The 26,383-nt window shown below is 54.4% G+C and carries 24 protein-coding genes; 7 read left to right on the top strand and 17 right to left on the bottom strand.

Features of this window, described 5'->3' with window-relative positions:
• Positions 1 to 112: 112 nt before the first annotated feature.
• The 16 genes from MJO47_RS08225 to glpX form a co-directional block, all read right to left on the bottom strand.
• Positions 113 to 1,480: a sigma-54 dependent transcriptional regulator gene (locus MJO47_RS08225; RefSeq protein WP_253960658.1), complete on the bottom strand. Its 1,368-nt coding sequence runs from the start codon at positions 1,478 to 1,480 to the stop codon at positions 113 to 115.
• Positions 1,481 to 1,512: 32 nt separating this feature from the next.
• Positions 1,513 to 3,762, bottom strand: a complete 2,250-nt coding sequence (locus MJO47_RS08220) for an ATP-binding protein (RefSeq protein ID WP_253960657.1) — start codon at positions 3,760 to 3,762, stop codon at positions 1,513 to 1,515.
• A gap of 134 nt (positions 3,763 to 3,896) precedes the next feature.
• Entirely contained in the window at positions 3,897 to 4,826 is a 930-nt protein-coding gene (gene lpxC / locus MJO47_RS08215) for a UDP-3-O-acyl-N-acetylglucosamine deacetylase (RefSeq protein WP_253960656.1), read from the bottom strand.
• Between the two features lie 247 nt (positions 4,827 to 5,073).
• Positions 5,074 to 6,765: an AarF/ABC1/UbiB kinase family protein gene (locus tag MJO47_RS08210; protein ID WP_253960655.1), complete on the bottom strand. Its 1,692-nt coding sequence runs from the start codon at positions 6,763 to 6,765 to the stop codon at positions 5,074 to 5,076.
• Positions 6,766 to 6,778: 13 nt separating this feature from the next.
• Positions 6,779 to 7,081, bottom strand: coding sequence for a phasin family protein (locus tag MJO47_RS08205; protein ID WP_253960654.1), 303 nt, complete (start codon positions 7,079 to 7,081; stop codon positions 6,779 to 6,781).
• Positions 7,082 to 7,145: 64 nt separating this feature from the next.
• Complete coding sequence (locus tag MJO47_RS08200) at positions 7,146 to 8,096, bottom strand: patatin-like phospholipase family protein (protein WP_253960653.1); 951 nt, start codon at positions 8,094 to 8,096, stop codon at positions 7,146 to 7,148.
• 81 nt (positions 8,097 to 8,177) lie between these two features.
• Positions 8,178 to 8,387, bottom strand: a complete 210-nt coding sequence (locus tag MJO47_RS08195; protein ID WP_305882418.1) for a DUF2905 domain-containing protein — start codon at positions 8,385 to 8,387, stop codon at positions 8,178 to 8,180.
• A gap of 76 nt (positions 8,388 to 8,463) precedes the next feature.
• Positions 8,464 to 10,821: a hypothetical protein gene (locus MJO47_RS08190; protein WP_253960652.1), complete on the bottom strand. Its 2,358-nt coding sequence runs from the start codon at positions 10,819 to 10,821 to the stop codon at positions 8,464 to 8,466.
• Between the two features lie 118 nt (positions 10,822 to 10,939).
• Entirely contained in the window at positions 10,940 to 11,338 is a 399-nt protein-coding gene (locus MJO47_RS08185; RefSeq protein WP_253960651.1) for a hypothetical protein, read from the bottom strand.
• Between the two features lie 2 nt (positions 11,339 to 11,340).
• The gene (locus MJO47_RS08180; protein ID WP_253960650.1) at positions 11,341 to 12,669 is read right to left on the bottom strand and encodes a diguanylate cyclase; all 1,329 of its coding nucleotides are present in this window, start codon (positions 12,667 to 12,669) and stop codon (positions 11,341 to 11,343) included.
• A 44-nt stretch (positions 12,670 to 12,713) separates the two neighbouring features.
• Positions 12,714 to 13,739 (bottom strand): Holliday junction branch migration DNA helicase RuvB, encoded by a 1,026-nt coding sequence (gene ruvB / locus MJO47_RS08175; RefSeq protein ID WP_253960649.1) that lies wholly within the window; start codon positions 13,737 to 13,739, stop codon positions 12,714 to 12,716.
• Between the two features lie 37 nt (positions 13,740 to 13,776).
• On the bottom strand, positions 13,777 to 14,376 hold the full coding sequence (gene ruvA, locus MJO47_RS08170) for a Holliday junction branch migration protein RuvA (RefSeq protein WP_253960648.1): 600 nt from the start codon (positions 14,374 to 14,376) through the stop codon (positions 13,777 to 13,779).
• A 45-nt stretch (positions 14,377 to 14,421) separates the two neighbouring features.
• Positions 14,422 to 14,919 carry a crossover junction endodeoxyribonuclease RuvC gene (gene ruvC, locus MJO47_RS08165; RefSeq protein ID WP_253960647.1) on the bottom strand — a complete coding sequence of 166 codons (498 nt, stop codon included), beginning with the start codon at positions 14,917 to 14,919 and terminating at the stop codon, positions 14,422 to 14,424.
• A gap of 49 nt (positions 14,920 to 14,968) precedes the next feature.
• A complete protein-coding gene (locus MJO47_RS08160; protein ID WP_253960646.1) occupies positions 14,969 to 15,715 on the bottom strand; it encodes a YebC/PmpR family DNA-binding transcriptional regulator in 747 nt (248 codons plus the stop codon).
• 180 nt (positions 15,716 to 15,895) lie between these two features.
• Entirely contained in the window at positions 15,896 to 16,723 is an 828-nt protein-coding gene (locus MJO47_RS08155; RefSeq protein ID WP_253960645.1) for a cytidylate kinase family protein, read from the bottom strand.
• Positions 16,724 to 16,833: 110 nt separating this feature from the next.
• Positions 16,834 to 17,787: a class II fructose-bisphosphatase gene (glpX, locus tag MJO47_RS08150; protein ID WP_253960644.1), complete on the bottom strand. Its 954-nt coding sequence runs from the start codon at positions 17,785 to 17,787 to the stop codon at positions 16,834 to 16,836.
• 159 nt (positions 17,788 to 17,946) lie between these two features.
• Between glpX and MJO47_RS08145 the strand changes: the two genes are divergently transcribed.
• From MJO47_RS08145 to MJO47_RS08125, 5 genes are all read left to right on the top strand, one after another.
• Complete coding sequence (locus tag MJO47_RS08145) at positions 17,947 to 18,681, top strand: glycerophosphodiester phosphodiesterase family protein (protein WP_256502487.1); 735 nt, start codon at positions 17,947 to 17,949, stop codon at positions 18,679 to 18,681.
• A gap of 148 nt (positions 18,682 to 18,829) precedes the next feature.
• Entirely contained in the window at positions 18,830 to 19,471 is a 642-nt protein-coding gene (locus MJO47_RS08140) for an HAD family hydrolase (protein WP_253960663.1), read from the top strand.
• Between the two features lie 80 nt (positions 19,472 to 19,551).
• Positions 19,552 to 20,715 (top strand): class I SAM-dependent methyltransferase, encoded by a 1,164-nt coding sequence (locus MJO47_RS08135; protein ID WP_253960642.1) that lies wholly within the window; start codon positions 19,552 to 19,554, stop codon positions 20,713 to 20,715.
• A gap of 45 nt (positions 20,716 to 20,760) precedes the next feature.
• Positions 20,761 to 20,982: a NifU family protein gene (locus MJO47_RS08130; protein WP_253960641.1), complete on the top strand. Its 222-nt coding sequence runs from the start codon at positions 20,761 to 20,763 to the stop codon at positions 20,980 to 20,982.
• A gap of 26 nt (positions 20,983 to 21,008) precedes the next feature.
• On the top strand, positions 21,009 to 21,206 hold the full coding sequence (locus tag MJO47_RS08125) for a hypothetical protein (RefSeq protein ID WP_155875503.1): 198 nt from the start codon (positions 21,009 to 21,011) through the stop codon (positions 21,204 to 21,206).
• Between the two features lie 141 nt (positions 21,207 to 21,347).
• Here MJO47_RS08125 and MJO47_RS08120 read toward each other — a convergent pair whose 3' ends face one another.
• On the bottom strand, positions 21,348 to 22,697 hold the full coding sequence (locus tag MJO47_RS08120) for a tetrathionate reductase family octaheme c-type cytochrome (RefSeq protein ID WP_371926656.1): 1,350 nt from the start codon (positions 22,695 to 22,697) through the stop codon (positions 21,348 to 21,350).
• A gap of 527 nt (positions 22,698 to 23,224) precedes the next feature.
• Here MJO47_RS08120 and MJO47_RS08115 point away from each other — a divergent pair.
• Positions 23,225 to 24,589 (top strand): NAD-dependent succinate-semialdehyde dehydrogenase, encoded by a 1,365-nt coding sequence (locus MJO47_RS08115; protein WP_253960639.1) that lies wholly within the window; start codon positions 23,225 to 23,227, stop codon positions 24,587 to 24,589.
• 143 nt (positions 24,590 to 24,732) lie between these two features.
• Positions 24,733 to 26,367: a murein L,D-transpeptidase gene (locus MJO47_RS08110; protein WP_253960638.1), complete on the top strand. Its 1,635-nt coding sequence runs from the start codon at positions 24,733 to 24,735 to the stop codon at positions 26,365 to 26,367.
• Positions 26,368 to 26,383: the final 16 nt, after the last annotated feature.

Genomic DNA, 26,383 nt, shown 5'->3' with positions numbered 1-26,383 from the left:
GGGCCCCTTATTTATCTAGGGGCCCTGTTTTTATTTTAGAAAAGAAAAAGCCCTCCATTTTGATATGTCGAAGTGGAGGGCTTTTGTGTTTCTGGTTCAGTCGCAGGTTATTTTATTTGCGTAGCTCAATCCCGAATGCTTTTATTTTTCGGTGCAGGTTGGATCGCTCTATTTCTATGGCTTCAGCGGTTTTGGAAATATTCCAGTCGTTTTCTTCCAGCTTCTGGATGATAAAATCCCGCTCAAATTCCTCTTTAGCCTCTTTGTAAGTTGCATATTCCGCGGCTGCAAGGGCAGCAACTTTTCCGGCTGAACCGGCTTTACCCGTAATACTTTCCGGTAGATGCTTGGCAGTAATGACATCGTCGGGAGTCATTATGACAAGGCGTTCGATGATATTCTTTAATTCCCGTACGTTGCCTGGCCAAGCATAACTTTTGAGTAAATTGATGGCCTCTGGCGTCATGGTTTTGATGGCTCTGCTCTCTTTACCGCAGAAGTACTCCAGAAAGTGTTCGACCAGAAGCGGTATATCTTCGCCCCTTTCTCGCAACGGAGGGACGTGGAAAGGGATGACATTTAGGCGATAGTATAGATCTTCCCTGAAATTGCCTGCGCGGATTTCTTCTTCAAGGTTTTTGTTCGTGGCGGCTATCACGCGCACATCCACTTCAATGGTTCTTTGCCCGCCTACGCGCTCGAATTTTTTTTCCTGCAATATGCGAAGGACTTTGGCCTGGGTTTTCAGGCTCATATCACCGATTTCGTCAAGGAACAGGGTTCCTTCGTGGGCCAGGTCAAACTTGCCTTTACGCTGTGCTGTTGCGCCAGTAAACGCCCCTTTTTCGTGACCGAAAAGTTCACTTTCAATCAATTCTTCCGGAATAGCCGCGCAGTTCACCTCCACGAAGGGCTTTTCCCGTCGATTGGACAAGGTGTGTATCTCGCGCGCCACAAGTTCCTTCCCCGTACCGTTCTCGCCTGTTATCAAAACCCAACCGGAGGTGGGCGCCGCCATGGCAATCTGTCGTTTCAGCTCCTTGATATGGCTGCTTACCCCGATCATTTCGTTGTCTTTATCGATTTTGCTCTTTAGGGATTGGTTCTCCTGCACAAGTTGAGTTACCCGTATGGCGTTTTGAATACACAGCAGGACCTTTTCCAACGAAAGTGGTTTTTCGATAAAGTCGTACGCCCCGAGTTTTGTGGCTTTGACGGCAGTCTCAATTGTGCCGTGCCCGCTCATCATGACGACCAGTTGATCGGGGAAATCCTCCCGAATGCGACGTAAGGTCTCGATCCCATCCATGCCGGGCATCCAGATATCAAGCAGGATAAGGTCCGGGGTTTCCTCACGCAAAGCTTGCAGCGCTTCTTCACCGTTTTGAGCGAACAGGGGTCTGAAGCCTTCATCTTGGAAGATTCCTTTAAGGCTTTCTCTTATGCTCTCTTCATCGTCAACAATAAGGATTGTTTTCATCGGTTTCCTGCAGATATTTTTTGAGGCAAAGGTTAAACGGCTACCGAATTTTCACCAATAGGCAGTTCGACAATAAACTTGGTCCCCTTTGGGTAGTTGTCCCGCACCCGGATGTAGCCATTGTGATCGGCGATAATCGTTGAAACAATAGCCAGGCCGAGCCCGGTCCCTGATTTCTTGGTAGAAAAATAGGGTTCAAAGAGTCTCGGCTTGTCTTCCGCCGGGATGCCGCAGCCCGAGTCCGAGATGGTAATGATAGCCATTTGCAAGGATGGGTTGAAGGCTGACTCCATGTGGATGCTTCCTTCATCGCCGATGGCCCCCACCGCGTTGTCGAGCAAGTTGATAAAGGCTCTTTTGATTTGATCTCTATCCAGATTGAAAACTGGCATGCTGGCATCAGGCTCAAAGGAAAAGGTGATCTCTTTATGCGCCTCCTGATAGAGTCGCATAGCCTCGGAAAGTATTTCATTGACGTTGTTCGGGGTTGGGTTGCTGGCTGGCATGCGAGCGAAGCTGGAAAATTCATTGACGAGATTTTTAAGTTCGTCAACCTGGCGCACAATCATCATGGTGCATTCGTCAAAAACAGTGTCGTCTTTAGAAAAACGGTCGAGATATCGTCTCCGCAATCTTTGTGCGGAAAGCTGAATCGGTGTCAATGGGTTTTTGATCTCGTGGGCAATGCGGCGTGCGACCTCTCGCCAGGCCGCCATTCTCTGCGCTTTGAGTAGATGGGTCAAGTCATCAAAAACAACGACCGTTCCCATGAATTCTCCATTCTCGTCGCGAAGAGTCGTTACGTTGACCAACAGGGTGATCTTGCTGTCCTGTATAGAAACCGTGATTTGTTTGCGAACCGAATCTTTCCCAGAGGAAATAAGCTCCTTGAGCAGATCCTTGATCATGGGCAGATGGTTGGCGTCAACGACCTCGCGGAAATTCTTTCCGAGAATTTTTCCCGTTTTGATTCTCAGCAAAAGCTCGGCCGATTTGTTGATCGTAGTGATGTTCCCCTGTTTGTCGAGTGAAATAACACCGGCGGTCACATTTTTGAGGACAATCTCCATGTAGCGGCGCCGCTGATCCAGTTCCAGGTTTGAAGCATGAAATTCCTGATTGGCCTTGTTGATGGCAGCCCGACTTTTGCGCAGGTCCGCGGTCATTTTATTAAAGGCCTGCACCAGGGTGCCAATTTCGTCATCGCTTTGCACGTCGATCTTCACATTGAGGTCGCCCCCGGCAATTTTATTGGTTGCTACCGCAAGTTCCTGGATGGGAACGGTAATGCCTCGGGCCAGATGGAATCCGAACCAGGTAGCCATGAAAATAATGACCAGCGCGATTAGCAGGAGAACGACCACATAGCTTTTCTGTATCTGCCCTTTGAGCAATTTGCTGCTTTTGTACTGTTCGAACGATGAGGAAATTTCCTTCATCTTGGCGACCAGACTGTAGGGCACGTAATAGTTGACGACTACCACACCAACGACATCGTTGGGATTCCAATTGGAATAGACAGGGACGATGCCCCGGATGAGGTCGGCTTTCCCAATAGGGGTAATCCGCGTGAAACGGTTGCCTTGGAGGGCTTCCCGTATGTTATCCGAGCCAGGATCCGTGAATTCCGAAGCGGGAACCTGGGGATTCGAGGCACGAACAAGCTCCTCGTAAGTGCTTGAAAATACCTCAACTATACCCAGATTGTATTCTTTCTGCTTTTGCTTGATGACTTCCACCAGCTTCGGCAGATTTTCCTGGTTGAGTAGTTTCTCTTCCTTGACGATCTGCGCGAGCTGTTCTGCATAATAGAGGGCGTTTGCGGCTGAGTTTTTGTAATAAGTCTGAGCGACATCCAGCGATTCCTGAAGGGAGGCCTCAATCTGGCTGTTGAACCAGTTCTCAATGGTGTTGTTGATGAAACCCGCAGATACGAAAAAAAGCAGCATCGTGGGCACCAGCGAAAGAGAAACAAACGCGATGACCAGCTTGGACCGCAGACGTGCGCCGGGCACGTTTTTACGCCGTTCGAGAATGAGTTTGAATAAATTCCGGAAGATCAGGAACAGCAGGAGGATAATGAAGAGAATGTTGATGTTGATTAACGCCAGAAGCAGGATGCTGTTGGAAACGGGTACGCCAGCGGTGAGTTCAAAAAGCTGCGTTTCAAACCGTGAGAACAGCAGGACAAGACAGATGACCAGAATGATAAGAATCCACTCACGGCGTCTTTTCCTTGTTTCTAGGATGGGGTCTTTATGTTTTTTTGTTTCTGGCGACATTTTTCCCGCAAACTGAGGGGTAATCTCAAACCTCTATAATTTCAAACAAAATATCAGGTCTTACCTGCTGGCTGCAAACAAAAAGAGGCAACCCTGACCCAGGTTGCCTCTTGCCATGCTAAGGTTTTTTGACTCTATGCCTTGGATATCGCCAGTTCGGTAGCATAGGCGGGCGAGTTGGCATTGAGGGCATTGCGGACATCTTCTTCGGAGAATTCGACCAGCTTCCAGCAATCAGGGGAGGCCAGAATTTCTTCCACGATCTTGTGGTTGATGTCGTGCCCCGCCTTGAAGGTTTTGAAGTGGCCGAGAATCGAGTAGCCAAGGAGACTGAAATCACCCACGGAGTCCAGGATCTTGTGGCGCACAAACTCATCGCTGAATCGGAGGCCTTCCGGATTCAGAATCTTGTCCTCGCCAATGACCACAGCGTTTTCCATGGAGCCGCCACGGGCTAACCCGTTGGCTTTGAGATATTCCACCTCTTTGAGAAATCCAAAAGTTCGGGCCGGGGCGATGTCTTTGATAAAGCCTTCGCGGGAAAACTTGATTGATCGCTGCTGATGAGCGATGCAGGGATGCTCAAAAGCAATCTCGGCGGTGATGCGAAAAAAGCGCGAAGGAATGAGGCTGACGCGTTTTTCACCGTCAATAACCGTGATGGGCTTGCGAACCACCAAAAACTTGCGGCTGCGTGCCAGGTTGCTCACGCCGGCTTCCTGCAGTAGTTCGACAAAAGGAACCGCGCTGCCATCCATGACCGGAATTTCAGGACCGTCGATATCCACATGAAGGTTGTCGATGCCGAAGGCTGTAAGCGCCGCCATAAAATGTTCAACGGTAGAAACCTGCAAGCCATTTTTGCCAAGAACCGTGGCTAGTCGGGTGTCCACAACATTGGCGGAAACAGCCTCAATGGAAACGACGCGATCGCCTTCTGAACGGTGGAAAACAATGCCAGTTCCTGCCTCCGCCGGGCGAAGGGTCATGTTGATCCGATGGCCGGAGTGAAGGCCGATACCGGATATGGAGGTCGTCTGGGCGATTGTGCGTTGAAAAATCATCGACAGGGGTCTCCTGGGTATTAATGCAATATATGAATGTCTTTTTGTTGACGCCCCATAGGAGTGCAATAAGTCTGCCATTTATGTTATGATCTGTAAGTTGTTGATATGGTGTGTTTTTATGTGGGGGTGGGCGCGTTGGTGGGAGGATGTTGTGGTGGAAAAAGTGGGATGGTGTGGTTTAAAGTCTACAGTCAGGGTTTCATAATATGTGGAGAAAAGGTGCAGGAAGAAATGTTGGGCGAGTCTACAGACGACCAGAACGGAGAATGGCGATTGCAAGCCAAAGTCCCAGGAAACCGGCGATGGAATATCCCAAAAGACCCAGTATCGGGAAGTTGAAAAGGAGAGGCCCCTTTTCGGTCTGCATGATGAGGGACGAACCGACAATAAGGGAGCCGATAACCAGACTGAAGGAGAGGCGGTTGCTAGATTTATCGAGGTCGGAAATCATTTTTTCCAGTCCCCGATGCTCGAGATCGATTTTGAACTTATTTTTATTGACCCGGTTGATGAATTCCTTCAAATCGCTCGGAAGCGTCTTGGCAAAAGCACCATAGTCCTGCAGAACCCTCAACAGCTCTTTGCCCAGGGCCGCCGGAGCCAGTCTTTCGCGAACGACCTTTTCAAGAAAAGGTTTCAGGTGGTCGATCATGTTGAAATCGGGGTCAAGTTGGCGCCCTATGCCTTCGATCGTTACCAGGGCTTTGGCCAGCAGGATAAGGTCAGAGCGGAACTTGATGCGATTATGGGAGAGAATTTCCACGAACTCCGACAGCAGTTTCCCGGCGTTGATCTCCTGCAGGGGGATTTCATAATAATCATCAATGAACTCAGCCAGGTCCCGACGCAGATCTCTAATATTGGATTCGTCCGTGAGTTCGCCCGAATAGAGAAGCATATTGATAATCCGGTCAACGTCTCTTTTGAGGACGGCGACCAGGAGCTCGACCAGCTGATACTTCAAGCTGTCATCAAGTCGCCCGACCATGCCGTAGTCCAAAAAACAGACCCTGTCCTTGTCGAGAATATAGATGTTGCCCGGATGGGGGTCGCCATGGAAAAGGCCATGGACGAGCACTTGTTTAAGAATAGCGTCCGCCCCATGGCGGGCAATGGCTCTGAGGTCGTGCCCCTCTTGCCGCAGCTTGTCGAAATGAGAAACCTTGATCCCGTCCACATACTCCATGGCCAGGACGGATTCTCCCGTAAAATCCCAGAAAACCTGAGGGACATGGACCGTCGGGTCGTCGGCAAAGTTGGCGGCAAAACGGTCTATAGTGCGCCCTTCTCGGGCAAAATCCATTTCCCGGTAGATGGTGCGCCTGAATTCTTTAACAATCCCGGTCGGATCGTACAGCTCGCCCGATGGCAGATGTTTTTCCACCAGATAGGCCAGTCCCATCAGGATGTCGAGATCGGTGTCGACCACTTGTTCAATACGGGGACGTCGAACCTTCAGGACGACCTCTTCACCGGTCGTCAGGCGGGCACGATGTACTTGGGAAATAGAGGCCGAAGCCAAAGGGACGACGGAAAAGGAGGAAAAGAGTTCATCGACAGATTGGCCCAGTTCCAGCGAAATCTGTTTGTGAACCTCTTCGGCCGGTATGGGCGGGACCTTGTCCTGCAGCTTGCGGAATTCCTCGATAAATTCGGCCGGAATGACATCAGGGCGTGTCGATAGCAGCTGCCCCAGCTTTATGAAGGTCGGACCCAATTCCTCCATGGCCAGGCGCAGTCGTTCTGCTTGCGTCAAGCGTTCCAGTTCTTTGGAGGCTTTGCCCAAGGTGACAATCTTCCGTCCCAGCTCAATGTAATAGGTGATGTTGAGCTGTTCGATCAGTCCGCCGAAACCATATTTGACCAGGATCGACAGAATATCCCGATAGCGTCTGATTGAACGGATGTTGCGATTTATGCGAGTGAAAGTCAGCATGAATCGTGGGCTGCTAACCCTGATCCTTTACCAGCTTTTCAAGCTGGGCGACTTTTTTCCTCAGTTTTTCAAATTCATCGGTGGTGACGACCCCCGCCCGTTCACAGGCTTTTTTTACCTCTTCCCGGGCCGCCTGTTCAAGTTTCTGCTGGTTTTCCTTGGCTTTTTCCTGAAGATTGCTCAAAAAGGCTTTGCCTTCCTCTTCGGTAATGTCAAAGCGTTCTTTCATCTCCTTTAGCAGCTCTTCCGCTCTTTTTTGGCTCAAAGCCACGGCACCCACGGTGGTAAAAAGAGTTTTTTCTAAAAATTCCAGCATAATGGCCTCCTTGAAAGGTGAGGTGTCATAAGATGGTAAAAGTCTATCACAGGGTCGAAGTCTTTCAAAGTTGAGCTAAATCGCGTACCTTGGGAAGTACCTTTTTCGTGGCTTTCACACCAGCCTGAATCGTTTCTTCCGCACGATTGAACTCCAATAGGGTAATCCCGTTAAGATCTGGGCGAATGAGCAGATCCGCTTCATCTTTTTCCAGCCTCAGAGAGTTGATCTCATTTTCCATGATGGCGATGCTCTGAGCAAAAATCTTTAAAATTCCCGGTGGCTTACGCTCTTCTGCGGTTTCTTCTGCCTGTGCGCTTTCGCCGGGCGCGTGACGGTTGTTCCCCAGAGGGGATTTGAAAAGTTTCTCGACGGCTTCGACAGTGAGCAGATTCATGAAGCTGTTCCCGGATTTTTTCTTCTCTTTTTTATGGAGAAGAAAATCTTCAGTCGCTTTTTTCTCCACCTCGGGAATTGTGCATACGCCAATGGTGACCTCGACACCGAGGTCGCGAACCTGGTTGATGGGGACAGGGATGCAGAGACCCCCGTCTACCAGGAAACGGTCGCCGAAGCGGACTGGCGGGAAGACGCCGGGAAAGGCGATCGCTGCTCTGAGGGCATCGTCCAGGCGGCCTTTTTTTATAATGACGTGTTCACCCGTTTCGATATCGGTGGTAACGACCGCCAGGGGAATGGAAAGTTCTTCGAAAGTGTGGACAGGAAGAAGGTTCTGAATGAAGGAAGCGACGTTTCTGCCGTTGATGAGTCCGGAGGTCGGTAAGGCTGGGTCAATAAGACGCGCCAGTTTTCGCCAGTCCTGCTTGAGGGCAACCTCTTCCATTTCCGTCAGGGGAACGCCCGCGGCATAGAGGGCTCCTATAAAAGCGCCCATGGAGGTGCCGGCAATGGCGCTGACCGGAATGTCGTTTTCCGCAAGTTCTTTAAGAACACCGATATGAGCGAGACCCCGTGCCGCTCCACTGCCAAGAGCAAGTCCTATAGATTTGGCCATATCACATTACCTGTATCGGAGAAAGTGGTTAAATTCATAGGACCCTTTGCGGGAGGACAGTCCGGCAGGTATCAGCCGGACTCAGCGTCGAAACAGCCAAAAAAGAAGGGAGAGCAGGGCCGAGACAAGCAGACTGGTTCCCAAGGGAAAGTAAAAGGTGAAGTTTTCCCTCTCAATACGGATGTCGCCGGGCAGTTTGCCCAGCAGGGGGATTTTGGGCCCATACGTAATCAGAAGGCCCGCCGTGAGAAGAATGAGACCTGCCAGTATGAGCATTTTGCCTGGTGCCATCAGATGCCTGCCTCGGAAGATGAAAATTGCGGGGGCGACGAAACAGCGATTTCGCCTCGGCTAAAATCGAAAGATTTTATTCTTCCAGAATGTCCCAGGGGGGAAGGTCCTGGCCAGACCAGATTTCCCGGGCGAGGTCTTCGGCATCCTGCTGGTTCGGCATGTGCCTGTTGACCTGTTGGTATAAAGAATCCTTCAAGGTCCTGAGATCTCTTATATACCGCTCAAGCAAGGTGGCCGTCAACTGCAGTTCCTGGGGTAGGTCCGTCTCTGTTCTCCCGGTGTGCGAAATCAGCACCAAGGCCTTGGCCGTTTCCAGGCCTTCGACCTCCAAGATGGTGCCGAGATCGTCCCTGAGGGTATATTGCCCGAAAAACACCTCGCTGACGCGAAGGGGAGCCTGCCACTTGTAGGGGGTGAGTTGTGGTTTGTAATAGTCATACAAATACTGTTCGGGAAATAGAGGGATGCCGTCCCGGAAGACGACGTCGCCGATACTGGCAACAAGGTCGGTCAGGGGCAGGGTTGTTTTGGCCCGACGGGACGATCTGGTTCTGGCCGGACGTTTTAAGGGCTTGGGAAGATTCTGGCCGGACTGGTTGTCCATCCACAGGGCCAGCTCACTGTCAATGGTGGCCCGGGGGATCTTTTCCCCTTCTCTCCAGGGGATGGGAGCCAGACTCTGCAGTATCTCGGCCCCGGGCAGGGGCAGGCCCTGGTCGAGAATGGCCTGGCGAAGGTTCTTTTGAGACGGAAGTTTCGTCTGGCCGGCAATGACGCTCCAGAGGAATTGCCCCAGGGTGGACTGGGCAAAAAGATAGATCTCTCGCTCCTTTTCTGCTGGCCAATGGGTCGGTTCGACGAATTGCAGGGTGCCCGTTTCGAGCCATTTAAAGAGATAGGCCGGCAGGCGAAGGCCAAGAGCGAGTAAAGACCGGTGCCCCGAGCGGAGAAGGGACCAGTTAATGCTTCTGGTTTCTTTGTCCAGTTCGAAGGTGGTTTGGGCATCCTCATCGACGGTTTTTTGCAGGCTGATCGTCAAGCCGTTATCTCCCTCGGCCCTGATGCATGTCAGCACGAAATACTCTTTGATGAGGTCGAAAAGGGGAGCGCCGAAGTCCTGATAAATCCAGGCATCGGGAATGCGTAGCTCCAGACTCGCCCCGTCGCCGGCCAATCCGAGGAGATGGATGAATTCCCAGCCCCACAGCGGAGTGCCGGCTAAAAGAGGAAGCCGGCGATTGGGCCATGAACCGCGCAGAAGAGTTGCCAATTCCTGCCGTTCCATCATTGAAGGCAGGCGGTTGTCTTTCAGCGTTCCGATGACTTTATTCGGTGCGCCCGGGGGCAGGAAGCGCAAGACGCTGGTTCCCTGGGCGATGGCCGGCGGGATGTGCAGAAAATTCCTCAGCAGGGCCGTGTAGGCCAAAATGGGCTGCGAAGCAACTTCCATGACCTCTTCGTCGGTGCTCTTATTGATGCCGTCGGGATGAATGAATAAGCAGGCCGTATCGCTGCTTGGTTTATTTTCGCTGGGAAGCGGAAATCCCCCCAGTTGTGGAGCATCCTTGGCCAAGAGCGGCTGCAGCACCCTGGTCAGGAAATCGTGATTTTTCCGCTGCGGCAACTGCAGCATCCGGCGGAAAAAGTGATGGAAGCGGGTAGCTGCTTCCAGCGGTAGAGGTTGCTCGGTCGATTGGGGTTTCATCGCCTGCTGGAGAATGTCGGGAAGGGTCTCCATGGCATAAATAGTGGCTCTATCCAGCCCTTCCGGTTGGACAGAGGGTGGTAGACGATCATAGCTGATCAGCGCCAGCAGACGCAGCAGGGTCAGGGTCGCTTTATGGTACGCCAGGGTGGTCAACGCGGCCGGATCTGCGCCAAGTCGTATGGCCTCGCGGGTAACCAGATACTGCTCCGCGATGAATGGAAAGGCCGAGGTGATGGCGCCGAGACAGAGGTTGACGAGATAAAAAGGGGAGAGGTCGGCGGGGGCAATGGCGCCCGTGACAGAAAGCATCTTGACCTCTTCCAACAGCAGCAGCAGCGTTTCCCGAAAAGCCTCTTCGCCTTCATCGCCATGACCGGAAAGTGTCAGGGTCTTGCGTTTTTGACAGCCGCCGGATTGGACCTCCCAGATGACGACCTCTTTGGGGGCCCAGGAAATAAAATGACGAAGTCCCAGTGCTTCGGCACAGTGGATACCCGAGTCGTTGGCATCGTGGGTGTGTCCCGACGGGAAAAGAACTACTCCGGCCGCCATGAAGCTGTCACGATTGATCCAGAAGATCAACGGTGGCGACAGTTCGCCCGCCGATGTCAGAAGAGAAGAAAAAACTTCCACCTTTTTCAGGGGCGAGCGGCCCAGATGAATGTGCGATTCGGTCCATCGGGCCAGCTGTTCAGCAAAAAGTCGGGCGGTATGCGGATCCATAGGTGTGGCCTAAACAGGGGGGTCGGTGGAAATTTGAGATTTTTCCGAGCTCGCCATCAGGACAAGGGTGAAAAAACTAAGAGCAGGGTAGGTCGCCGGTCACATGCCTCGCCCGGTATCATTTGGCTCTTAACTCATAATCAACCAGCAGTTGCTTGAGTTGTGCGATATTTTCCTTCAATTGGGCGATGTCCTGTTGCAGCTGTTTGTTTTCCTGCCGGCAGCGCTCGGCCATCGTTGTCAGCTTCTTGTTTTGGCCCTCGAGCCCGGCTATTGCCTCTTTCTGTTTCTCGACCAAGATCCTCAGCTCGTTGAGATGTTGGGCGCGGGCGGTCCAGGGGCTCTCGGGGTAGTCTCGCTGCAGAGGCGCCCATGCCTCCATGGAGCCGGATTCGTCCCAGTTTTCGAGGCCTCGCAGGAAGACGTCACGGGCTTGAAATTCAGAGGGGTTGAGAAGTCTGCCATACTGACAACCGCTAAGGATCAGTCCAAACAGGAACAGGATAAAATAGCGCATAATTACAGATTCCGTCTTCGGTTTATCAGGTAATTACTTCCGGGCATTTTTTTCAAATGTTCCTTGATATTAGCGCATTCCCGGCTGATAGCCAAGGAGGACGGCGAGTCAAGGTTGTTGCTGCAAATGATGCCAATGGACAGGGTCAGAATGGGAAACTGCCGTTCTACGCCAAAACGATCCTTGCCGAAGAAAAAGCCATTGGACCGGTCTTCCTCCGTGTAGAACTCAGGGACTTCCCGGTCAAAACGATCGATGATCTTTTTCGCGATGGTCTCAGCCCGATCCGGTTCGGTAATCACCACATAGTCGTCTCCGCCGATGTGGCCGACCAGATCGTCCGGGGTGCCTTCCTGTTGCACAATGTCATTGATGATGTCCCCAACAAAGGAGATGACATCGCTGCCCGTTTTGTAGCCATAGCGGTCACCGAAGGGTTTGAAATGATCCAGGTCCAGGTAGAGGTGAGCAAAGCTCTTCCCCTGGTGGATGCGGTTCTCCAACTCCCGCTCGATACTCAATCCTCCCGGCAGATGGGTCAGGGGATTGGCGTCAAGCTGCACCTGCTCCAGTTCTCGTAGCTTGATGGCCATGGCGGCGAACTCACGGGCGAGGTCGCCGAATTCATCCTTGGCGTGAATGTCCGGCTGGTGATCAAAGCTGCCGGCGGCTACCGCCTGGGTCGCCTGAACCAGCTTTTTGATGGAACGATGAATGCTGAAAATAACCGTCAGGGCCACGGGCGCTGACAGAAAAAGCCCCAGAAAGGTCAGGATGACCGCGACTTGATAGGCTCGGGAGCTGTCTTCCGAAAAAACGTTGAGAGAGTTGTCGATGGCTATTTCCTGCTGGTCGATGAGAGTGTCAAATTGATCCAGCAGAGTGGAGCGCAACGGGGCCAGTGTGTGGCTCGAAAAGCGTTCCGCCTCTTGCCAGGCTTCAGTCTCGAGGAGGCTGTTGCCTTTAAGCCGTTCTTTCTGGTATTGAGCCATGACCTCCGAAGTAGCGGCCAGATTCAGTTCAAGGGGCAGGGCGGCCAGGTCTTGCCAGAGCGCGTCCGCCTCCTGCTGACGAAAGCTCAGGAGGGCTTGAATTTCTTCATCTTTCAGGATCAGCAGCTGCTTTTCCAGACGGTCCTGGTTCAGCAAATTCTGGCGCAAGGAGCGGGACAGGTTGAGGGCGTTGAAGTCGACGGATACCAGTTTTTCTGAGCGGGCGGTCTGGGTATGGAGGCTGGCCAAGGCGTAGATAATGGCTGTCAGGGTGAAAATGACAACGAGAAGATATCCTGCGGCCACCCTTTTGGTTACGGTCATGCGGATTGGTTTCATATCAGGAATCGCCTGCTTGGGCGCGGGGAAGCCTCCCCGAGGCTTCAGCCGAAAAGATCGCCATGAGTATCCTTGCCCCCGGGAAGGCGCTGGAAATGCCGATAGGCGAGCGGTGTGGCCATGCGTCCTCGCGGCGTCCGGTTCAAATATCCCTGCTGGAGCAGAAAGGGTTCAATGACATCCTCGATGGTATCCTTTTCTTCACCCACAATGGCGGCGAGAGTCTCCAGTCCTACCGGTCCTCCGGCGAACTTGTCGATAATGGTCAGCAGAATGCGACGGTCCATGTGGTCGAACCCGAGTCGGTCGACTTCCAGCCGGCCGAGAGCCGAATCGGCAATGTCTCGCGTGATGACGCCATCCCCCTTGACCTGGGCGAAATCCCTGACCCGGCGCAGCAGGCGGTTGGCGATGCGGGGCGTTCCTCGACTGCGTCTGGCAATTTCGAGGGCTCCATCCTTCTCGGTGGGAATATGGAGGATTTCCGCACTGCGTTCGACGATCGTGGCCAGTTCCTCGTCCGAATAGAATTCAAGCCGTGAAATAACCCCGAAGCGATCCCGCAGCGGGGAGGACAACAGCCCGGCGCGGGTCGTGGCGCCGACCAGGGTGAAGCGGGGCAGGTCGAGTTTGATGGTCCGGGCTGAAGGTCCCTGGCCGATAATGATGTCGAGCTGGTAGTCTTCCATGGCCGGATAAAGGACTTCTTCGACGACAGGGGACAGTCGGTGGATTTCGTCGATGAACAGGACATCTCCGGCCTCGAGATTGGTCAGAATCGCGGCGAGATCCCCCGATTTTTCTATGACGGGACCGGAGGTGCTTTTTAAGCTGACACCCATTTCGTTGGCGATGATGTTGGCCAGGGTTGTTTTGCCTAGACCCGGTGGCCCGAAGAAAAGAACATGGTCGAGAGACTCGCCTCGGCGGCGGGCGGCGTCGATGAAAATCTGGAGATTTTCCTTGGCCTTGGTCTGACCGATATATTCACGCAGCGTCCGCGGTCTCAGGCTGCTCTCGAAGTTCTGGTCGTCTTCAGCCAGGTCGGGGGTGATGATTCTTTCAGTCATGCCAACAGGGTGCTCCCTCGGAAGTGACGGCTACAGGCTATTTCAGCAGTATTTTCAATGCCCCCTTGAGAAGGTCCTCAAGGCTGGCTTCGGTTGGAATCTCCATGGATTCCAGAGCCTTGCGCGCCTGAGCCTCTTTGTAGCCGAGGTTGGTCAAGGCCGACAAGGTGTCGTCGAAGATGTTCTGCGCCGGTGCTGCCGCAGGGCGGGCGGCGGTAGACTGTCCGCTGGATGCCATTTTGGCGACTTTATCTTTTAATTCGAGCACCATGCGTTCAGCCGTCTTTTTGCCGATCCCCGGTATGCCGGACAACCTTTTGAGATTGCCGTCGTAAAGGGAGGATTTCAGCTCCTCTGTCGTGATATTGGACAGAATGTTCAGCGCCAGGCGCGGTCCGATCCCCGAGACGCTCAGCAACAGCTGGAACATTTCCTTTTCATCCAGTCGGAGAAAGCCATAGAGGTGGATGGCATCTTCCTTGACATGGGTATAAATATGCAGACGGCTGTCGCCTTGTTCCGGCAGACTGTAGAAGGTGGATAGGGGGATCATGACCCGGTAGCCGACGCCTCCCGTTTCCAGGATGATGTGGTCTATGGATTTGAAGACGATATTTCCCGTCAGTAGAGCGATCATGGTCGGGACCCTTCAATCGGGAGCCAAAGGCGTTCTGGCTGAGTATTAGCGCGAGCTCTTCTGCAGCCTGGCAGTCAGTTGGTGACTGTGGGCATGACAGATAGCGACGGCGAGGGCGTCCGAAGCATCTTCCTGGGCGATCTCCGGCAGATTCATGAGGACACGGACCATGTGCTGCACCTGGGGCTTGGCAGCGCGGCCGTAACCGACCACGGCGCTTTTGACCTGCAAGGCTGTGTACTCGAAAACGGGAAGCTGGTGCCGTGTCCCGGCCAACAGGGCTGCTCCTCTGGCATGGCCGAGCTTGAGCGCGGACAGGGCGTTTTTGGCGAGGAAGATTTCTTCGACGGCCATAGCCTCTGGATTGTATCGCCCGATAATCCGAACCAGACCTTCATGAATAGTCTGCAGCCGATGGGCCAAGCTGTCTTTGCTGTCGGTGTAGATGGCGCCGTTATCAATATGAATCAGCCGGTTTCCCTGCTTTTCGATGACGCCGTAGCCAGTCACCCGGCTGCCGGGATCGATTCCGAGTATGCGCATGTTCCATCCCGGTGGAAGATAAAGAAGGGGCTTTACGCCTCTTCCCGTTTTAGCCCATAAGGCTGGCGTAATCCTCATCGGAAATGTCGAAGTTGGCGTAGACGTTCTGCACGTCGTCGTTGTCTTCGAGCTTGTCCATCATCTTGAGCATCTGTTCGGCCTGCTTGCCTTCAACCTGCACCATGGTCTGGGGGAGCATGGTGATTTCGGCCGTTTCCCACTTCAGACCCTTCTCGGCGATGGCTTCGCGCACTTCGATGAAGTTGGATGGGTCGGTGATGACTTCGTAGGAATCTCCTTCGTCCTTGACGTCTTCGGCGCCGGCTTCGAGGGCGGCTTCGAAGATCGTGTCGAAATCGTTCTCCGTCGGAAAGGAGATCAATCCCTTGCGGTCGAACAGATAGGACACGGAGCCGCTGACGCCCAGGCTGCCGTTGTGCTTGTTGAAGATGTGGCGCACATCCGCCACGGTGCGGGTGCGGTTGTCGGTCATGAACTCGACGATGACGGCGACCCCGCCAGGCCCGTAGCCTTCGAAGGTGCCTTCTTCGTAATTCACACCGTCCATGTCGCCCGTTCCCTTTTTAATGGCCCGTTCGATGGTATCCTTCGGCATGTTCTCGCTCTTGGCCTTGTCGATGGCCGTACGGAGACGGGGATTGCCTTCTATGTCACCACCGCCAATTTTGGCGGCAACCGTGATTTCCTTGATCAGTTTGGTAAAAACTTTGCCGCGTTTGGCGTCCTGGGCGCCTTTGCGGTGTTTGATGTTCGCCCATTTACTGTGTCCAGCCATCTGTAGCGTTCTCCTTCGGTGTATTCAATAATGCCTTTTTGACTAATCGCCGAATATTAGCACGAGAAAAGCCATGCATACAAGTTTGTGACGTAAATTTGCCGGGTTGCCTGCGAGGCCTTTGACGCAAAAAGCCGGTCGAAAAGGACCGGCTTTTGCCTGCGAGTGACACTGACAAACTCAGTGCTCTTTCGGGTAGTTTCGGTACTCAATGACCCGAAGCTTGTTGACCACTTCCTTGACACCGTCAATTTTCTGTACGGCGGCGACGGAAAGCTTCTTTTCTTTGTCGCTGTGAACATGTCCGGAAAGAACGATTTTGCCGTCTTCTCCCGTGATTTCGACATGGTGGCCATCGACTCCGTCCTGGGTCAGGATAGCGATTTCCGCCTTTTTCCGCAGGATGAGATTGGTCAATTTCTTTTTGCAGTTCTGCTTCAGGTCAACGAGGTTCTGGTCCTTGACGCCATCACAGATTACCTTGACCGCCGTCTCTTCCGTCAGTTTAGACGTGTTGATGACCAGGTCGTAGCCCAGGGGATCTTCCCAGTCCCGGTCAAAGTAATATTTGATAAAGCCGGCCCGCTGCTGATCGCTGCGACGCACCATGATGCGGGCGAGGTCCGGGTCGAGCCATTCCCTTTCAGCCCAGCGCTCGACGCGCTCCTCGAAGGGGGCGATGATGCGAACCCGCAAGATGCTCTTGATATCCTGCAGGAGATCCTGACCGCCTCGGCCGTAGATGATGACATTGCCCTTGAGGGCGTATTCGAGGATGATCAGTTCGATATAGTGGAGGTCCAGTTCGGCCTTTTCATCGAGCTTTTCGATAAAAGCCGGGGGCTTTTCATCAGCATTTTCGAGGGCGTCGGGGCTGACGCCGTAATTCATGGCGGCTTCTTTGATCGTTTCGCCGTCAAGCAAGGTGTAGCCCAGTTTTTCTGCCAGCATGTGGGCGATGGGAATGCCGGCGCTTCCCATTTCGCGGGAGATGGTAATGATTGCCATGTCTCTTCCTCAAGTTTGGTATGTGGCTAGAATTACGTCGAAATACTAGCAAGCCGCGACGGTGTTTACAAGGATTAAATCACGCCATCAATCAACAGGTCTGCGCCGTTTCAATAGGTTGGTTTGTAGTCGAAGTAATGCTGAGACTTGATGAAGCGGACGGTTCGACTGCGGGAACGCATGACGATGGAGTGTGTTTCGGCGCCGCCGGAAAAGTAACGGACGCCATCGAGAAGATCGCCGCTGGTGACGCCGGTGGCGGCGAAAAAGACGTCGCCTTTGGCCATATCTTCCGCCAGGTAGACCTGGTCAAAATCGTCGATACCCATTTTAAGGGCGCGATCCCTCTCGTCCTTACTCATGAAAACCAGGCGTCCCTGCATGCCCCCTCCCATGCATTTGAGGGCGGCAGCAGCCAGCACGCCTTCGGGAGCGCCGCCAATCCCCATCATGAGGTCGACGCCGCTGCCGTCGACGGCAGCGGCTATGGCTGGTGCCACATCCCCGTCGGAGATAAGGTGGATGCGGGCTCCGGCTTTGCGAATCTCCTCCACCATCTTCTCGTGGCGGGGTCGATCCAGTACGACCACGGTCAGATCTTCCACGTAACATTTTTTGGCCGCAGCGACCCGCTTGAGATTCTCGGCGGGTGGCAGATTGATGTCGATGGCATCCCGCGCCGCCGGACCCGTGGCGATTTTTTCCATATACATGTCGGGTGCATGGAGAAACCCCCCGCGAGGAGCTATCGCAATGGTCGTGATGGAGCCGTTCATTCCCTTGGCGCAGATGTTGGTTCCCTCCAGAGGGTCGACAGCGATATCGACTTCGGGGGCTTCGCCGTTGCCCACTTTTTCACCAATATAGAGCATGGGGGCTTCATCCATTTCCCCCTCTCCGATGACTACGGTCCCGCTGATGTTGATGGATTCCAGGGTGCGCCGCATGGCGTTGGTGGCGGCATCGTCGGCAGCCATCTTGTCTCCCTTGCCGACCCACCGTCCACAGGAGAGGGCGGCGGCTTCGGTTACCCTGACCAGTTCAAGAGCGAGATTTCTGTCCATGAAAATTCCTTTTTGTATGAGTTTTTTTGCGCCGCATAATTGCATGTTTTTTGGATAATGACAAGTTTTGCTGTAGAGTTTGACTGGTGGATGACTTTGGCGTGGGCGTCGTTGCCCATTGGATTTTTCTCCTTTATGGAGCGAGTTCTGTTGAGGTGAATGGGGGGCATCTTGTTTAACTTTCTCGTGTGGGCTCATAGGGGGGCTTCCAGCCAGGCTCCCGAGAATACCATGGCTGCTTTTCTGGCTGCTGAAGCAGCTGGCGCTTCCGGTATCGAACTGGATGTGCATCTGAGCCGGGACGGGGTGGCGGTGGTGATTCATGATGAAACCCTTGAGCGGACGACCAACGGCCAGGGGCCTGTGAGCCGCCGGACATATCAGGAGATCCGCGCTCTGGATGCTGGAAGCTGGTTCGGTCCTGCCTTTCGGGGGGAGGGGGTTCCCTCTCTTGAGGAAGTCATGGCCTGGGCTGGAGGGCGCCTGCGCCTCAATATTGAAATCAAGGCAGCGGAGGCCGGTCTGGCTGTTCTGGACCTGCAGGAGCGCTATCCCGATGTCAACGTATTGCTGTCTTCTTTTAACCACCGTCTATTGGCAAAGATTCACAGGATGGCTCCGGAACTGGCCCTTGGGTATCTGGTGGAGGTTCCTCTCTGGCACCTGGCCCTGAAGCGGGCCGTTCGCCACCAGGCCGCGAGTTTTCACCCACGTGTCGACCGCGTTTCGCGGGCCATGGTCACGGCCTGCAGACGCCAGGGGATGGATATTGTTCCCTGGACCGTCGATGACCTGGAGCAGCTCGATGCCCTGCGGCGGCAGGGTGTTCAAGGGGTCTTTACCAACGACCCCCAAAAAATCATCCAGCATTTGGCCAGGGGCAGGCGGCGCTAATCCTGGGGCCTGCCTTGGTGACAGTTTTGACTCCTTTTAGACCTTTGGTAAGATTAGACAGTTTGTTTGGCAAAAAAAGACGTCAGCGGGTCTTTGCCGCCCGCCCGACAGATCCTTTGTCCTCTCGCCGGGAGTCTTCACTGGTTTGATGTTTCGCGCCGCCCAAATCCATAATATCGTCTTTGATCTGGACGGAACGCTCTACACGAGTGAGAAAATAGCCCGGGAGATTACCGTTGCCGCTGAAAACCTGGTGGCGCAAACCAGGGGATTGACTTCGGCCCAGGGCCGCAACCTGCTGCGTTCCGCCAAAAAACGCCTGGCGGAAAATCTGGAGGAGGAACCGACGCTGACGAGGACCTGTCTGGAGTTGGGGATCGATGTCGCCGATCTGCATCGGGCTTTTCAGCAACATGTCCACCCCGAACGCTACCTGGAGAATGATCCTATCCTCTTTGCTCTGCTCGATTCCCTTCGCGACCAGTGCGACCTTTATATTTATACCAACAACAATCTGCCCTTGACTCGGAAGATCCTGGCCCTGTTGGGAGTGGAAGAACTCTTTTCCCGCCTTTACACCATCGAGTTCTGCGGAACCCCCAAGCCGGATGCCAATGCCCTGCAAAAGGTGATCGCCGATATTGGGGGCACTCCCGACAGTTTTCTTTTTGTTGGCGACCGACAGGCCGTCGACCTGAAAGCCCCTCGGGCCCTGGGCAGCAGCGTTCTATTGGTGCGGGACACTTCTGACCTTTTGCAGATTCATAAAATCCTCGGCATTATCCCCTGATGGACCCTCCCTCCGGGCTTGTTTTCCTGCAGGCACTGCGGTAAACTTCCCCACTTTTAATGCCCAGCAAGGATGAAATTATGACGCGGAACGACGAGACGACGGCACTAGAAACCTTTCTTCTGCAGCGCATCAGGCAGGCAGGCGGCATCCCCTTTGGGGAATACATGGGCCAGTGTCTTTATCACCCCCAGTACGGCTATTACATGGCGCCTCGCGACCGTATCGGCAAGGGGGGGGATTTTTTTACCTCGTCCAGCGTGCATTCTATTTTCGGTCGTTTAATTGCCAAACAATTGCACCAGATGTGGCGTTTGCTTGGCGAAGGAGCCTTTGCCGTGGTCGAGCAGGGGGCTGGAGAAGGGCATCTGTGTCTGGACATCCTCGATGCCATCGCGGACGATTCTCCCCATTTTTATGAAGCGCTGACCTATCAACTGGTGGAGATCAGCCCGGATAACCGGGGTCGACAGAAAGAATTGCTGTCTCGACATCTTGGCCGTGTGGACTGGTGCGAGTTCGCTGACCTTAAAAATATCCGAGGCTGCTTTTTGTCCAACGAACTGGTTGATGCCTTTCCCGTTCGGGTGTTCGAGAAGCATAATGGGATTCTCAAGGAAGTCTATGTCGTCGCCGGCGAGAGCGGCTTGGGCGAAGAACTCCGTCCCCTGGAAGATTCGCGCATCGCCGATTACTTCCGGGCCGTGGGGATCGAACCGGTAGAAGGCAACCGCTTTGAGGTCAACCTCCCGGCGGTGGAATGGATGCAGGCTGTGGCCGAAGTGCTCGAGGTCGGCTTTGTGCTGACCATCGACTATGGCTACCCCGCCGGTGAGCTGTATGCCCCATTCCGGCGTAACGGCACCTTGATGTGCTACAGGCACCACCAGCCCAGCGATAACCCCTACGAGGCTCCGGGCAGCCAGGACATCACCTCCCATATCGATTTCACCGCTTTGCAGAAATTCGGGTCCGAACGTGGCCTTGTTCCGCTTTTCTTCGGCCCGCAGTACAAGTTTCTCATGGCGCTCGGGTTCGTGGAAACGCTGCTGGAGATACAGGCCAAGGAAACGGATGAAAAGCGCGCCCGAGCCTTGCGCCTCACCCTCAAGAATCTCATCGTTCCTGAGGGCGGTATGGGGGAAACCTTCAAGGTCCTTATCCAGGGGAAGGGGGTTGGCGAACCGTCTCTCTTGTGTAACCGCTCCCTTGGCGATATTCCCTTGCCCGGAGCCTTTGCTTGACGGGCCATATCCGGCTATACTAACCAAAAACGAGGAGGAAAATCCATGCGTGAAAAAGTAGAAGAAGTCCTGCAACTGGTCCGTCCGGCCCTTCAGGCTGACGGTGGTGATGTCGAACTGGTTGACGTGACGGATGACGGAGTTGTCAGCGTCAAACTGACGGGAGCCTGCGGTTCCTGCCCCATGTCGACGATGACCCTGAAGATGGGGATCGAAAAGACCCTGAAAGAACGAATTCCCGAGGTGAAATCGGTAGTCCAGGTCTAACCGCGTAATCGAGGAAGGAGGAGGGTATGGTCAAGGTAAAAACTTTTGGAGAGCCGCTGCAGATATTCCGGGCGCATCAGGAGTTGGAAGAGCTTGACCGGCGTATCAACAGCTTCATTCAGGAAAATCACATCCGCAAGGTCATTTCCGTAAGCGATGCGCCAACCACTGACTCGACGGGCGCGACCATCGGTCTGGTCCGCGTCCTCGTCTATGAGGACTAGGCCTAAAGTACCCTAAAAAGATAATGCCCAAAGAAAAGCACGGCAGCCCTTTGGGGTGCCGTGCTTTTCTTTGGGGCATAAAAAAGAGCGGGTGCCCGTTTAGGGCAGCCCGCTCTTTTTACAGGATCAGCAGAAGGGGGGTTACTTGCGTGCCCACTTCTTGTTGCTCATGGGATCCCCTTTGTAGCCCAGGGCTTTCCAGTCCATACGACCGTTGTCGCCGTGGCAGTCGAGGCACTTGAGCGCGTCTTCGGCCGGAGAAACCATGTGGTTGATGCGCCAGTACATTTCGGTGGGGGCGAAGCCGTACTCACCGCTGTACTTGAGGCCCTTTTCAATCATGATGGGATTCTCTTCCATCCCGAGTTTGGCCGCTTTATCCCAATCGAAGTCTTTCCAGTAACCGCCGTTGCCGTAGACTTTGGCGGTGATGAAGACTTTGTGGTTTTTGTCGTAAATCTGCTGGCCGCGGTGAACCTTGAAGGGATAGATCTTGGCTTCCTTGTCCTTGATGGTGGAGGTCGGGTAAGCCAGTTTGGTCACCTTGGAAGGATCCATCTTCTCGCCGGGCAGGTAAGCGTCAGCGGCGCCATCCTGGTACCAGGCGTATTCGGGCTGTACCATCTTGCCGTACTCGAAGGTTCCCTTTTTCTTCACGTAGGTGTGCTTGCCGTACTTGTCCTTGTTGTCGGCGGCGTGCTCCTTGGCATCATCGCCGGCAGTGGACCAGTCCCAGCTCATCTTGGTGGCGATGTTCTTGGCGAAGTAGGGGATATGGCAAGTCTGGCAGGCAACGGCCTCGGCGTGATCATTCAGACGGCTTTCAGCGTGGGGTGCCGCTTCGTGGCACTGCGTGCAGCCGAAATGGCTGTTGCCAGTGGGGGATACACCCAGGGAGTTGCCGGTGATCTGATGGTTTGCGGTCTTGTGGCACTCCTGGCACTGGAAGTCAGGGCCGTCGGCGTCCATGTGCACGTCGGTGGCACGGTCGGGGTAAGACATGGAGGAGTCGAGGTCACCGTGCTTAACGGCGTCGCCGCCGCCACCGAAGAAGTGGCAGGTGCCGCAGTTGTCACGGACAGGCATGCCGACATTCTGGGCGATATTGAGCAGGTCCAGGTTGGAGGCGGGCATACCGCCGGTGCCGGCTGCTTTCTTGTAGGTGCCGGTGTTGTCGTGGCAGACCAGGCAGTCAATCTTGGTCTTGTCGGTGAAGTCAAAAGTTTTCACATCTTCCATGCCGTAACCGGCGTGACAGCCGGAGCAGAAGATTTCGTTGGCTGAGACGGACGTGCAGAAGTTGTTGATGGCGTCGCGCTTGCCGCGGAAGACTTCCTTCCCATGTACCTCTTGCTCGAGAGCCCAGTTCCAGTGCGAGGTCTTCATGAAGTCCATGGCCTGGTCTTCGTGACACTCAAGGCATTTCTGAGTTGCTTCGGGGCCGCTGGTGATGGGGCCGGTGATGAAGGACGTGTGATCGACCTGGGCCATGGCCGGCATGGCCAGCAGGCAGGCCAGGGCAACGATCACCGCTGTGATTGCTCCACGTTGCTGTTGCATGTTCTTACCTCCGTTTGTTACCGAATGTTTAAGCCGCTCAGGCGGCCAGGAACAGGTAAAGACCCGACCTATTTCGAGTCTTGGCAGGTGAAATGACGACTTCCAGGCTAGGGAAACGTCTTTGAATAAACGCTGAGGTTTTATCATGTAAAAGAACGGGTTGTCAATCCACTTATTGTAATATGACAAATGGGTAATCATTGTATATAGTTGATGTCCTATGTTTGCCAAGTGCTCAAGTGTTCAAGGTTTTTTGAGAAATGGCCGTCAATGCCCAACCAGCAGGCCCAGTTGAATCTGACCGGTTAGCAGCTATAGTGTCAGTTTGAAGTTGCAGATCGCCAAGCGCGGCCCAAAAAAAGACTTAATTTTTTTTGCGTAATACAGGATACTTGGCTTTTCTATGTCATCTGCCTTCTGTTAGGTCTTCAATTACGTTGCGGAAAGGGGAGAGAATTATGGCGATGGAATCCATCAACCCGGCGACGGGTGAATTGCTGGAAACCTTTGAAGAATGGACTGCGGAGAAAACGGCCGCCGTGATCGATGACGTCGACGCCGCCTGGCAGCAATGGCGCCTGACGTCTTTTGCCGAGAGAACCCGCCTGATGAAAGCGGCTGCCGTCGTCTTGCGCCAGAATGCCGATGAATATGCCCGCACCATGGCTCTCGAAATGGGCAAGCCGATCACCGAGGGGAAGGGTGAGGTGGAAAAATGCGCCTGGGTCTGCGATTACTACGCCGACAATGCCGAAAAATTTCTGGCGCCGGAAAAAGCCGAAAGTGACGGCAGCAGGGCCTATGTTGCCTTCCGGCCGATCGGCACTGTGCTGGCCGTCATGCCCTGGAACTTTCCGCTCTGGCAGGTCTTCCGTTTTGCCGCCCCCGCGCTCATGGCTGGCAATACCGGTGTTCTGAAGCATTCTTCCAACGTGCCGCGCAGTGCCCTGGCCATTGAGGAGGTCTTTGTCAGGGCCGGCTTCCCTGCCAACGTGTTTCGCACCTTGATGATCGGTTCCTCCAAGGTGGATGCGGTTATCGAAAATGATCACATCAAGGCGGTTACGCTGACGGGGAGCGATATCGCCGGTCGCAAGGTGGCCGCTAAGTCTGGACAGATGCTCAAGAAGACCGTCATGGAGTTGGGCGGCAGCGATCCTTTTATTGTGCTGGCCGATGCCGATGTTGAGCACGCCGCCGCGGTGGCTTCACGGGCGCGCTGCATCAACTCGGGTCAGAGCTGCATCGCCGCCAAACGTTTTATTGTCGTTGACGAGGTCTACGATTCATTTCTGGCCAAGTTCAAGTCCGCGATGGGGAATCTGGTTGTCGGTGATCCTCTCGACCCCAAAACCCAGGTCGGTCCGCAGGCCCGCGAGGACCTGATGATGGAGCTTCATGGACAGGTGACTGCCTCGTTGGAAAAAGGCGCCAAGGTCGCCTTGGGTGGTGCTCCGCTGAAGCAGCCGGGATACTTTTATCCACCCACCATTCTGGTTGATGTTAAACCCGGGATGCCGGCTTACCATGAAGAATTTTTCGGTCCCGTGGCCTCCGTCATCCGGGTCAAGGATGCCCAGGAAGCCCTGCGGGTCGCCAATGATACGCCTTTTGGTCTTGGCGGATCGGTGTGGACTCGGGATATTGCCCAGGGCGAGGCCATCGCAGGGCAGGTGGAGGCCGGAGCCGTTTTTGTCAACGGGATTGTCAAGAGTGACCCGAGGCTGCCGTTCGGGGGGGTCAAGATTTCTGGGTACGGACGGGAACTCTCCCATTACGGTATCAAGGAGTTCGTGAACATCCAGACCATCTGGATTGGCTGAAACCGAAAATAATTCGTTTTTTTATGTTGCATCATCAGGCAGGTTGCTTCAGAGCGACCTGCCTTTTTTGTATTTTTGGCAGCTGTCTTTGGCTGGATTTTGCCTGATTCTGGGCTATCCTTGACAAGGTCGAGGAGTTGCTTATGTCCAGGATTGTTTGCCTGATCATTCTTGTTATGCTGCTCGCCGGTCCGTCCTGGGCGCTGGAGCAGGGGGCTGGCCGTGAGCTTATCCGCGCGTTGATTCTCTCGCAACCGCCGGCATTTTCGGGGATGGAGGAGCTTCGGATGACCGAATCCGTCGCTGCTTTTTACCAGGCGAGAAACGCAGAGCCAGCCTGGACGGATGCTGTGTCGGTCGGACGACAGGCTCACGAGTTTTTGGAGATTGTTCGGGGTGCCGCTGACGAAGGACTTTGCCCGGAAGATTACCATCTCTTCAAACTGGAAAGTCTTTTCCGTTACGAGGAAGACTGCCGGCGACATGGCCTGACCCCGGCGGCGGAGTGGCTGGCCCGGCTCGATGTCCTACTCTCCGATGCTTTCCTGCTCTATGCCACCCATCAGATCCAGGGACGTCTTGACCCGGCCACTCTCCACAACGGCTGGAAGGCGTCGCCGCGAAAAGCAGAGGTGAGCAAGTTCCTCCAATATGCTTTGACCGTGGACCGCATCGGACCCATTCTGGCTGACCTGGCTCCGGTGGCACCCGGTTATGTGCAGTTGCGGGCGGCCCTTGACGAATTACGCCGATTGAACTCCACGGGGGCATGGGGGCCTTTCCCCTCCGGACCCACCCTGCGCCCTGGCGACGTCCATCCCCAGGTTCGCCTGCTGAAACAACGCCTTATGGCCTGGGGTGATCTCGCGGACTTTACGGAAGAGGATGCCTTTATTCTTGATCGCGACACGGTCAGAGCCCTGCGCCGCTGGCAGGCTCGCCAGGGATTGTCGGCTGACGGCGTCCTGGGGGCGCGCACCCGGGCCGAACTCGGTGTCCCGGTCGCCGTGCGGATTCGGCAGATTGAGCGGAATATGGAGCGCTGGCGCTGGCTGCCAAAAAGTCTGGGCGAGCGTTATGTTCTTGTCAATATCGCCGATTTTGCTCTGCAGGTGGTTGAAGAGGGCGTTCCCGTCATGACCATGCCGGTGATTGTGGGAACCGCCTATCGCAAGACCCCGGTTTTTTCAGGACGGATGACCTACCTGGAGTTTGCGCCCTACTGGTATGTTCCCCCGACCATTCTGCGAGAAGACAAACTCCCGCTGATCAAGGCGGATCCCGCCTGGATGGAAAGAAATCACTACGAAGTCATTCCTCTGTCAAAGGAGACCGTCAAACAGTTGGAAATCAGCGAAGTGGACTGGAAGGATATTCATGCCGATAACTTCCCGGGGATTCTTCGCATGAAGCCCGGGCCCTGGAATCCCCTGGGGCGGGTGAAGTTCATGTTCCCCAACCGATATGCCGTCTACCTGCACGACACCCCGGACCGGCATCTCTTCACGCGGTCAGAGCGTTCCTTCAGTTCGGGGTGCATCCGTATTGAGCGGCCGCTGGATCTGGCTCAGTATCTGCTGGAGGGGAAGGGGTGGAATTGTGATGAAATTATCAATCTGCTCCAAGGGGATCATCCCGTGCGCGTCAATCTGCCCGAGGCGATTCCTGTCCATCTGCTCTATTTTACCGCCTGGGTCGACCACACCGGTGCACTTCATTTTCGCAAAGACCCCTATTGGCGCGACCTGGGGCTGGAAGATGCCCTACAAGCCAGATAGGCAGCTGCAAACGGAT

This window comes from Desulfuromonas sp. KJ2020, assembly GCF_024197615.1.
GTDB lineage: Bacteria > Desulfobacterota > Desulfuromonadia > Desulfuromonadales > SZUA-540 > SZUA-540.
Note: the sequence above shows the minus strand (reverse complement) of the source record. Positions and strands in the feature narration are given on the sequence as shown.

What these genes read in the sequence shown, in the direction of transcription:
- lpxC (WP_253960656.1), bottom strand. Translation starts at nt 4,826, where the DNA reads ATGATTTTTCAACGCACAATCGCCCAGACGACCTCCATATCCGGTATC.
- MJO47_RS08205 (WP_253960654.1), bottom strand. Translation starts at nt 7,081, where the DNA reads ATGCTGGAATTTTTAGAAAAAACTCTTTTTACCACCGTGGGTGCCGTG.
- ruvA (WP_253960648.1), bottom strand. Translation starts at nt 14,376, where the DNA reads ATGATCGCTCTACTGACGGGAAATATCGTCTTCAAATCCATAGACCAC.
- MJO47_RS08195 (WP_305882418.1), bottom strand. Translation starts at nt 8,387, where the DNA reads ATGGCACCAGGCAAAATGCTCATACTGGCAGGTCTCATTCTTCTCACG.
- MJO47_RS08155 (WP_253960645.1), bottom strand. Translation starts at nt 16,723, where the DNA reads ATGGCAATCATTACCATCTCCCGCGAAATGGGAAGCGCCGGCATTCCC.
- MJO47_RS08125 (WP_155875503.1), top strand. Translation starts at nt 21,009, where the DNA reads ATGGTCAAGGTAAAAACTTTTGGAGAGCCGCTGCAGATATTCCGGGCG.
- ruvB (WP_253960649.1), bottom strand. Translation starts at nt 13,739, where the DNA reads ATGACTGAAAGAATCATCACCCCCGACCTGGCTGAAGACGACCAGAAC.
- MJO47_RS08220 (WP_253960657.1), bottom strand. Translation starts at nt 3,762, where the DNA reads ATGTCGCCAGAAACAAAAAAACATAAAGACCCCATCCTAGAAACAAGG.
- MJO47_RS08190 (WP_253960652.1), bottom strand. Translation starts at nt 10,821, where the DNA reads ATGGATCCGCATACCGCCCGACTTTTTGCTGAACAGCTGGCCCGATGG.
- MJO47_RS08200 (WP_253960653.1), bottom strand. Translation starts at nt 8,096, where the DNA reads ATGGCCAAATCTATAGGACTTGCTCTTGGCAGTGGAGCGGCACGGGGT.
- MJO47_RS08135 (WP_253960642.1), top strand. Translation starts at nt 19,552, where the DNA reads ATGACGCGGAACGACGAGACGACGGCACTAGAAACCTTTCTTCTGCAG.
- ruvC (WP_253960647.1), bottom strand. Translation starts at nt 14,919, where the DNA reads ATGCGCATACTCGGAATCGATCCCGGCAGCCGGGTGACTGGCTACGGC.
- MJO47_RS08115 (WP_253960639.1), top strand. Translation starts at nt 23,225, where the DNA reads ATGGCGATGGAATCCATCAACCCGGCGACGGGTGAATTGCTGGAAACC.
- MJO47_RS08120 (WP_371926656.1), bottom strand. Translation starts at nt 22,697, where the DNA reads ATGGCCCAGGTCGATCACACGTCCTTCATCACCGGCCCCATCACCAGC.
- MJO47_RS08110 (WP_253960638.1), top strand. Translation starts at nt 24,733, where the DNA reads ATGTCCAGGATTGTTTGCCTGATCATTCTTGTTATGCTGCTCGCCGGT.
- MJO47_RS08180 (WP_253960650.1), bottom strand. Translation starts at nt 12,669, where the DNA reads ATGAAACCAATCCGCATGACCGTAACCAAAAGGGTGGCCGCAGGATAT.
- MJO47_RS08225 (WP_253960658.1), bottom strand. Translation starts at nt 1,480, where the DNA reads ATGAAAACAATCCTTATTGTTGACGATGAAGAGAGCATAAGAGAAAGC.
- MJO47_RS08145 (WP_256502487.1), top strand. Translation starts at nt 17,947, where the DNA reads ATGGGGGGCATCTTGTTTAACTTTCTCGTGTGGGCTCATAGGGGGGCT.
- MJO47_RS08160 (WP_253960646.1), bottom strand. Translation starts at nt 15,715, where the DNA reads ATGGCTGGACACAGTAAATGGGCGAACATCAAACACCGCAAAGGCGCC.
- MJO47_RS08210 (WP_253960655.1), bottom strand. Translation starts at nt 6,765, where the DNA reads ATGCTGACTTTCACTCGCATAAATCGCAACATCCGTTCAATCAGACGC.
- MJO47_RS08130 (WP_253960641.1), top strand. Translation starts at nt 20,761, where the DNA reads ATGCGTGAAAAAGTAGAAGAAGTCCTGCAACTGGTCCGTCCGGCCCTT.
- glpX (WP_253960644.1), bottom strand. Translation starts at nt 17,787, where the DNA reads ATGGACAGAAATCTCGCTCTTGAACTGGTCAGGGTAACCGAAGCCGCC.
- MJO47_RS08185 (WP_253960651.1), bottom strand. Translation starts at nt 11,338, where the DNA reads ATGCGCTATTTTATCCTGTTCCTGTTTGGACTGATCCTTAGCGGTTGT.
- MJO47_RS08140 (WP_253960663.1), top strand. Translation starts at nt 18,830, where the DNA reads ATGTTTCGCGCCGCCCAAATCCATAATATCGTCTTTGATCTGGACGGA.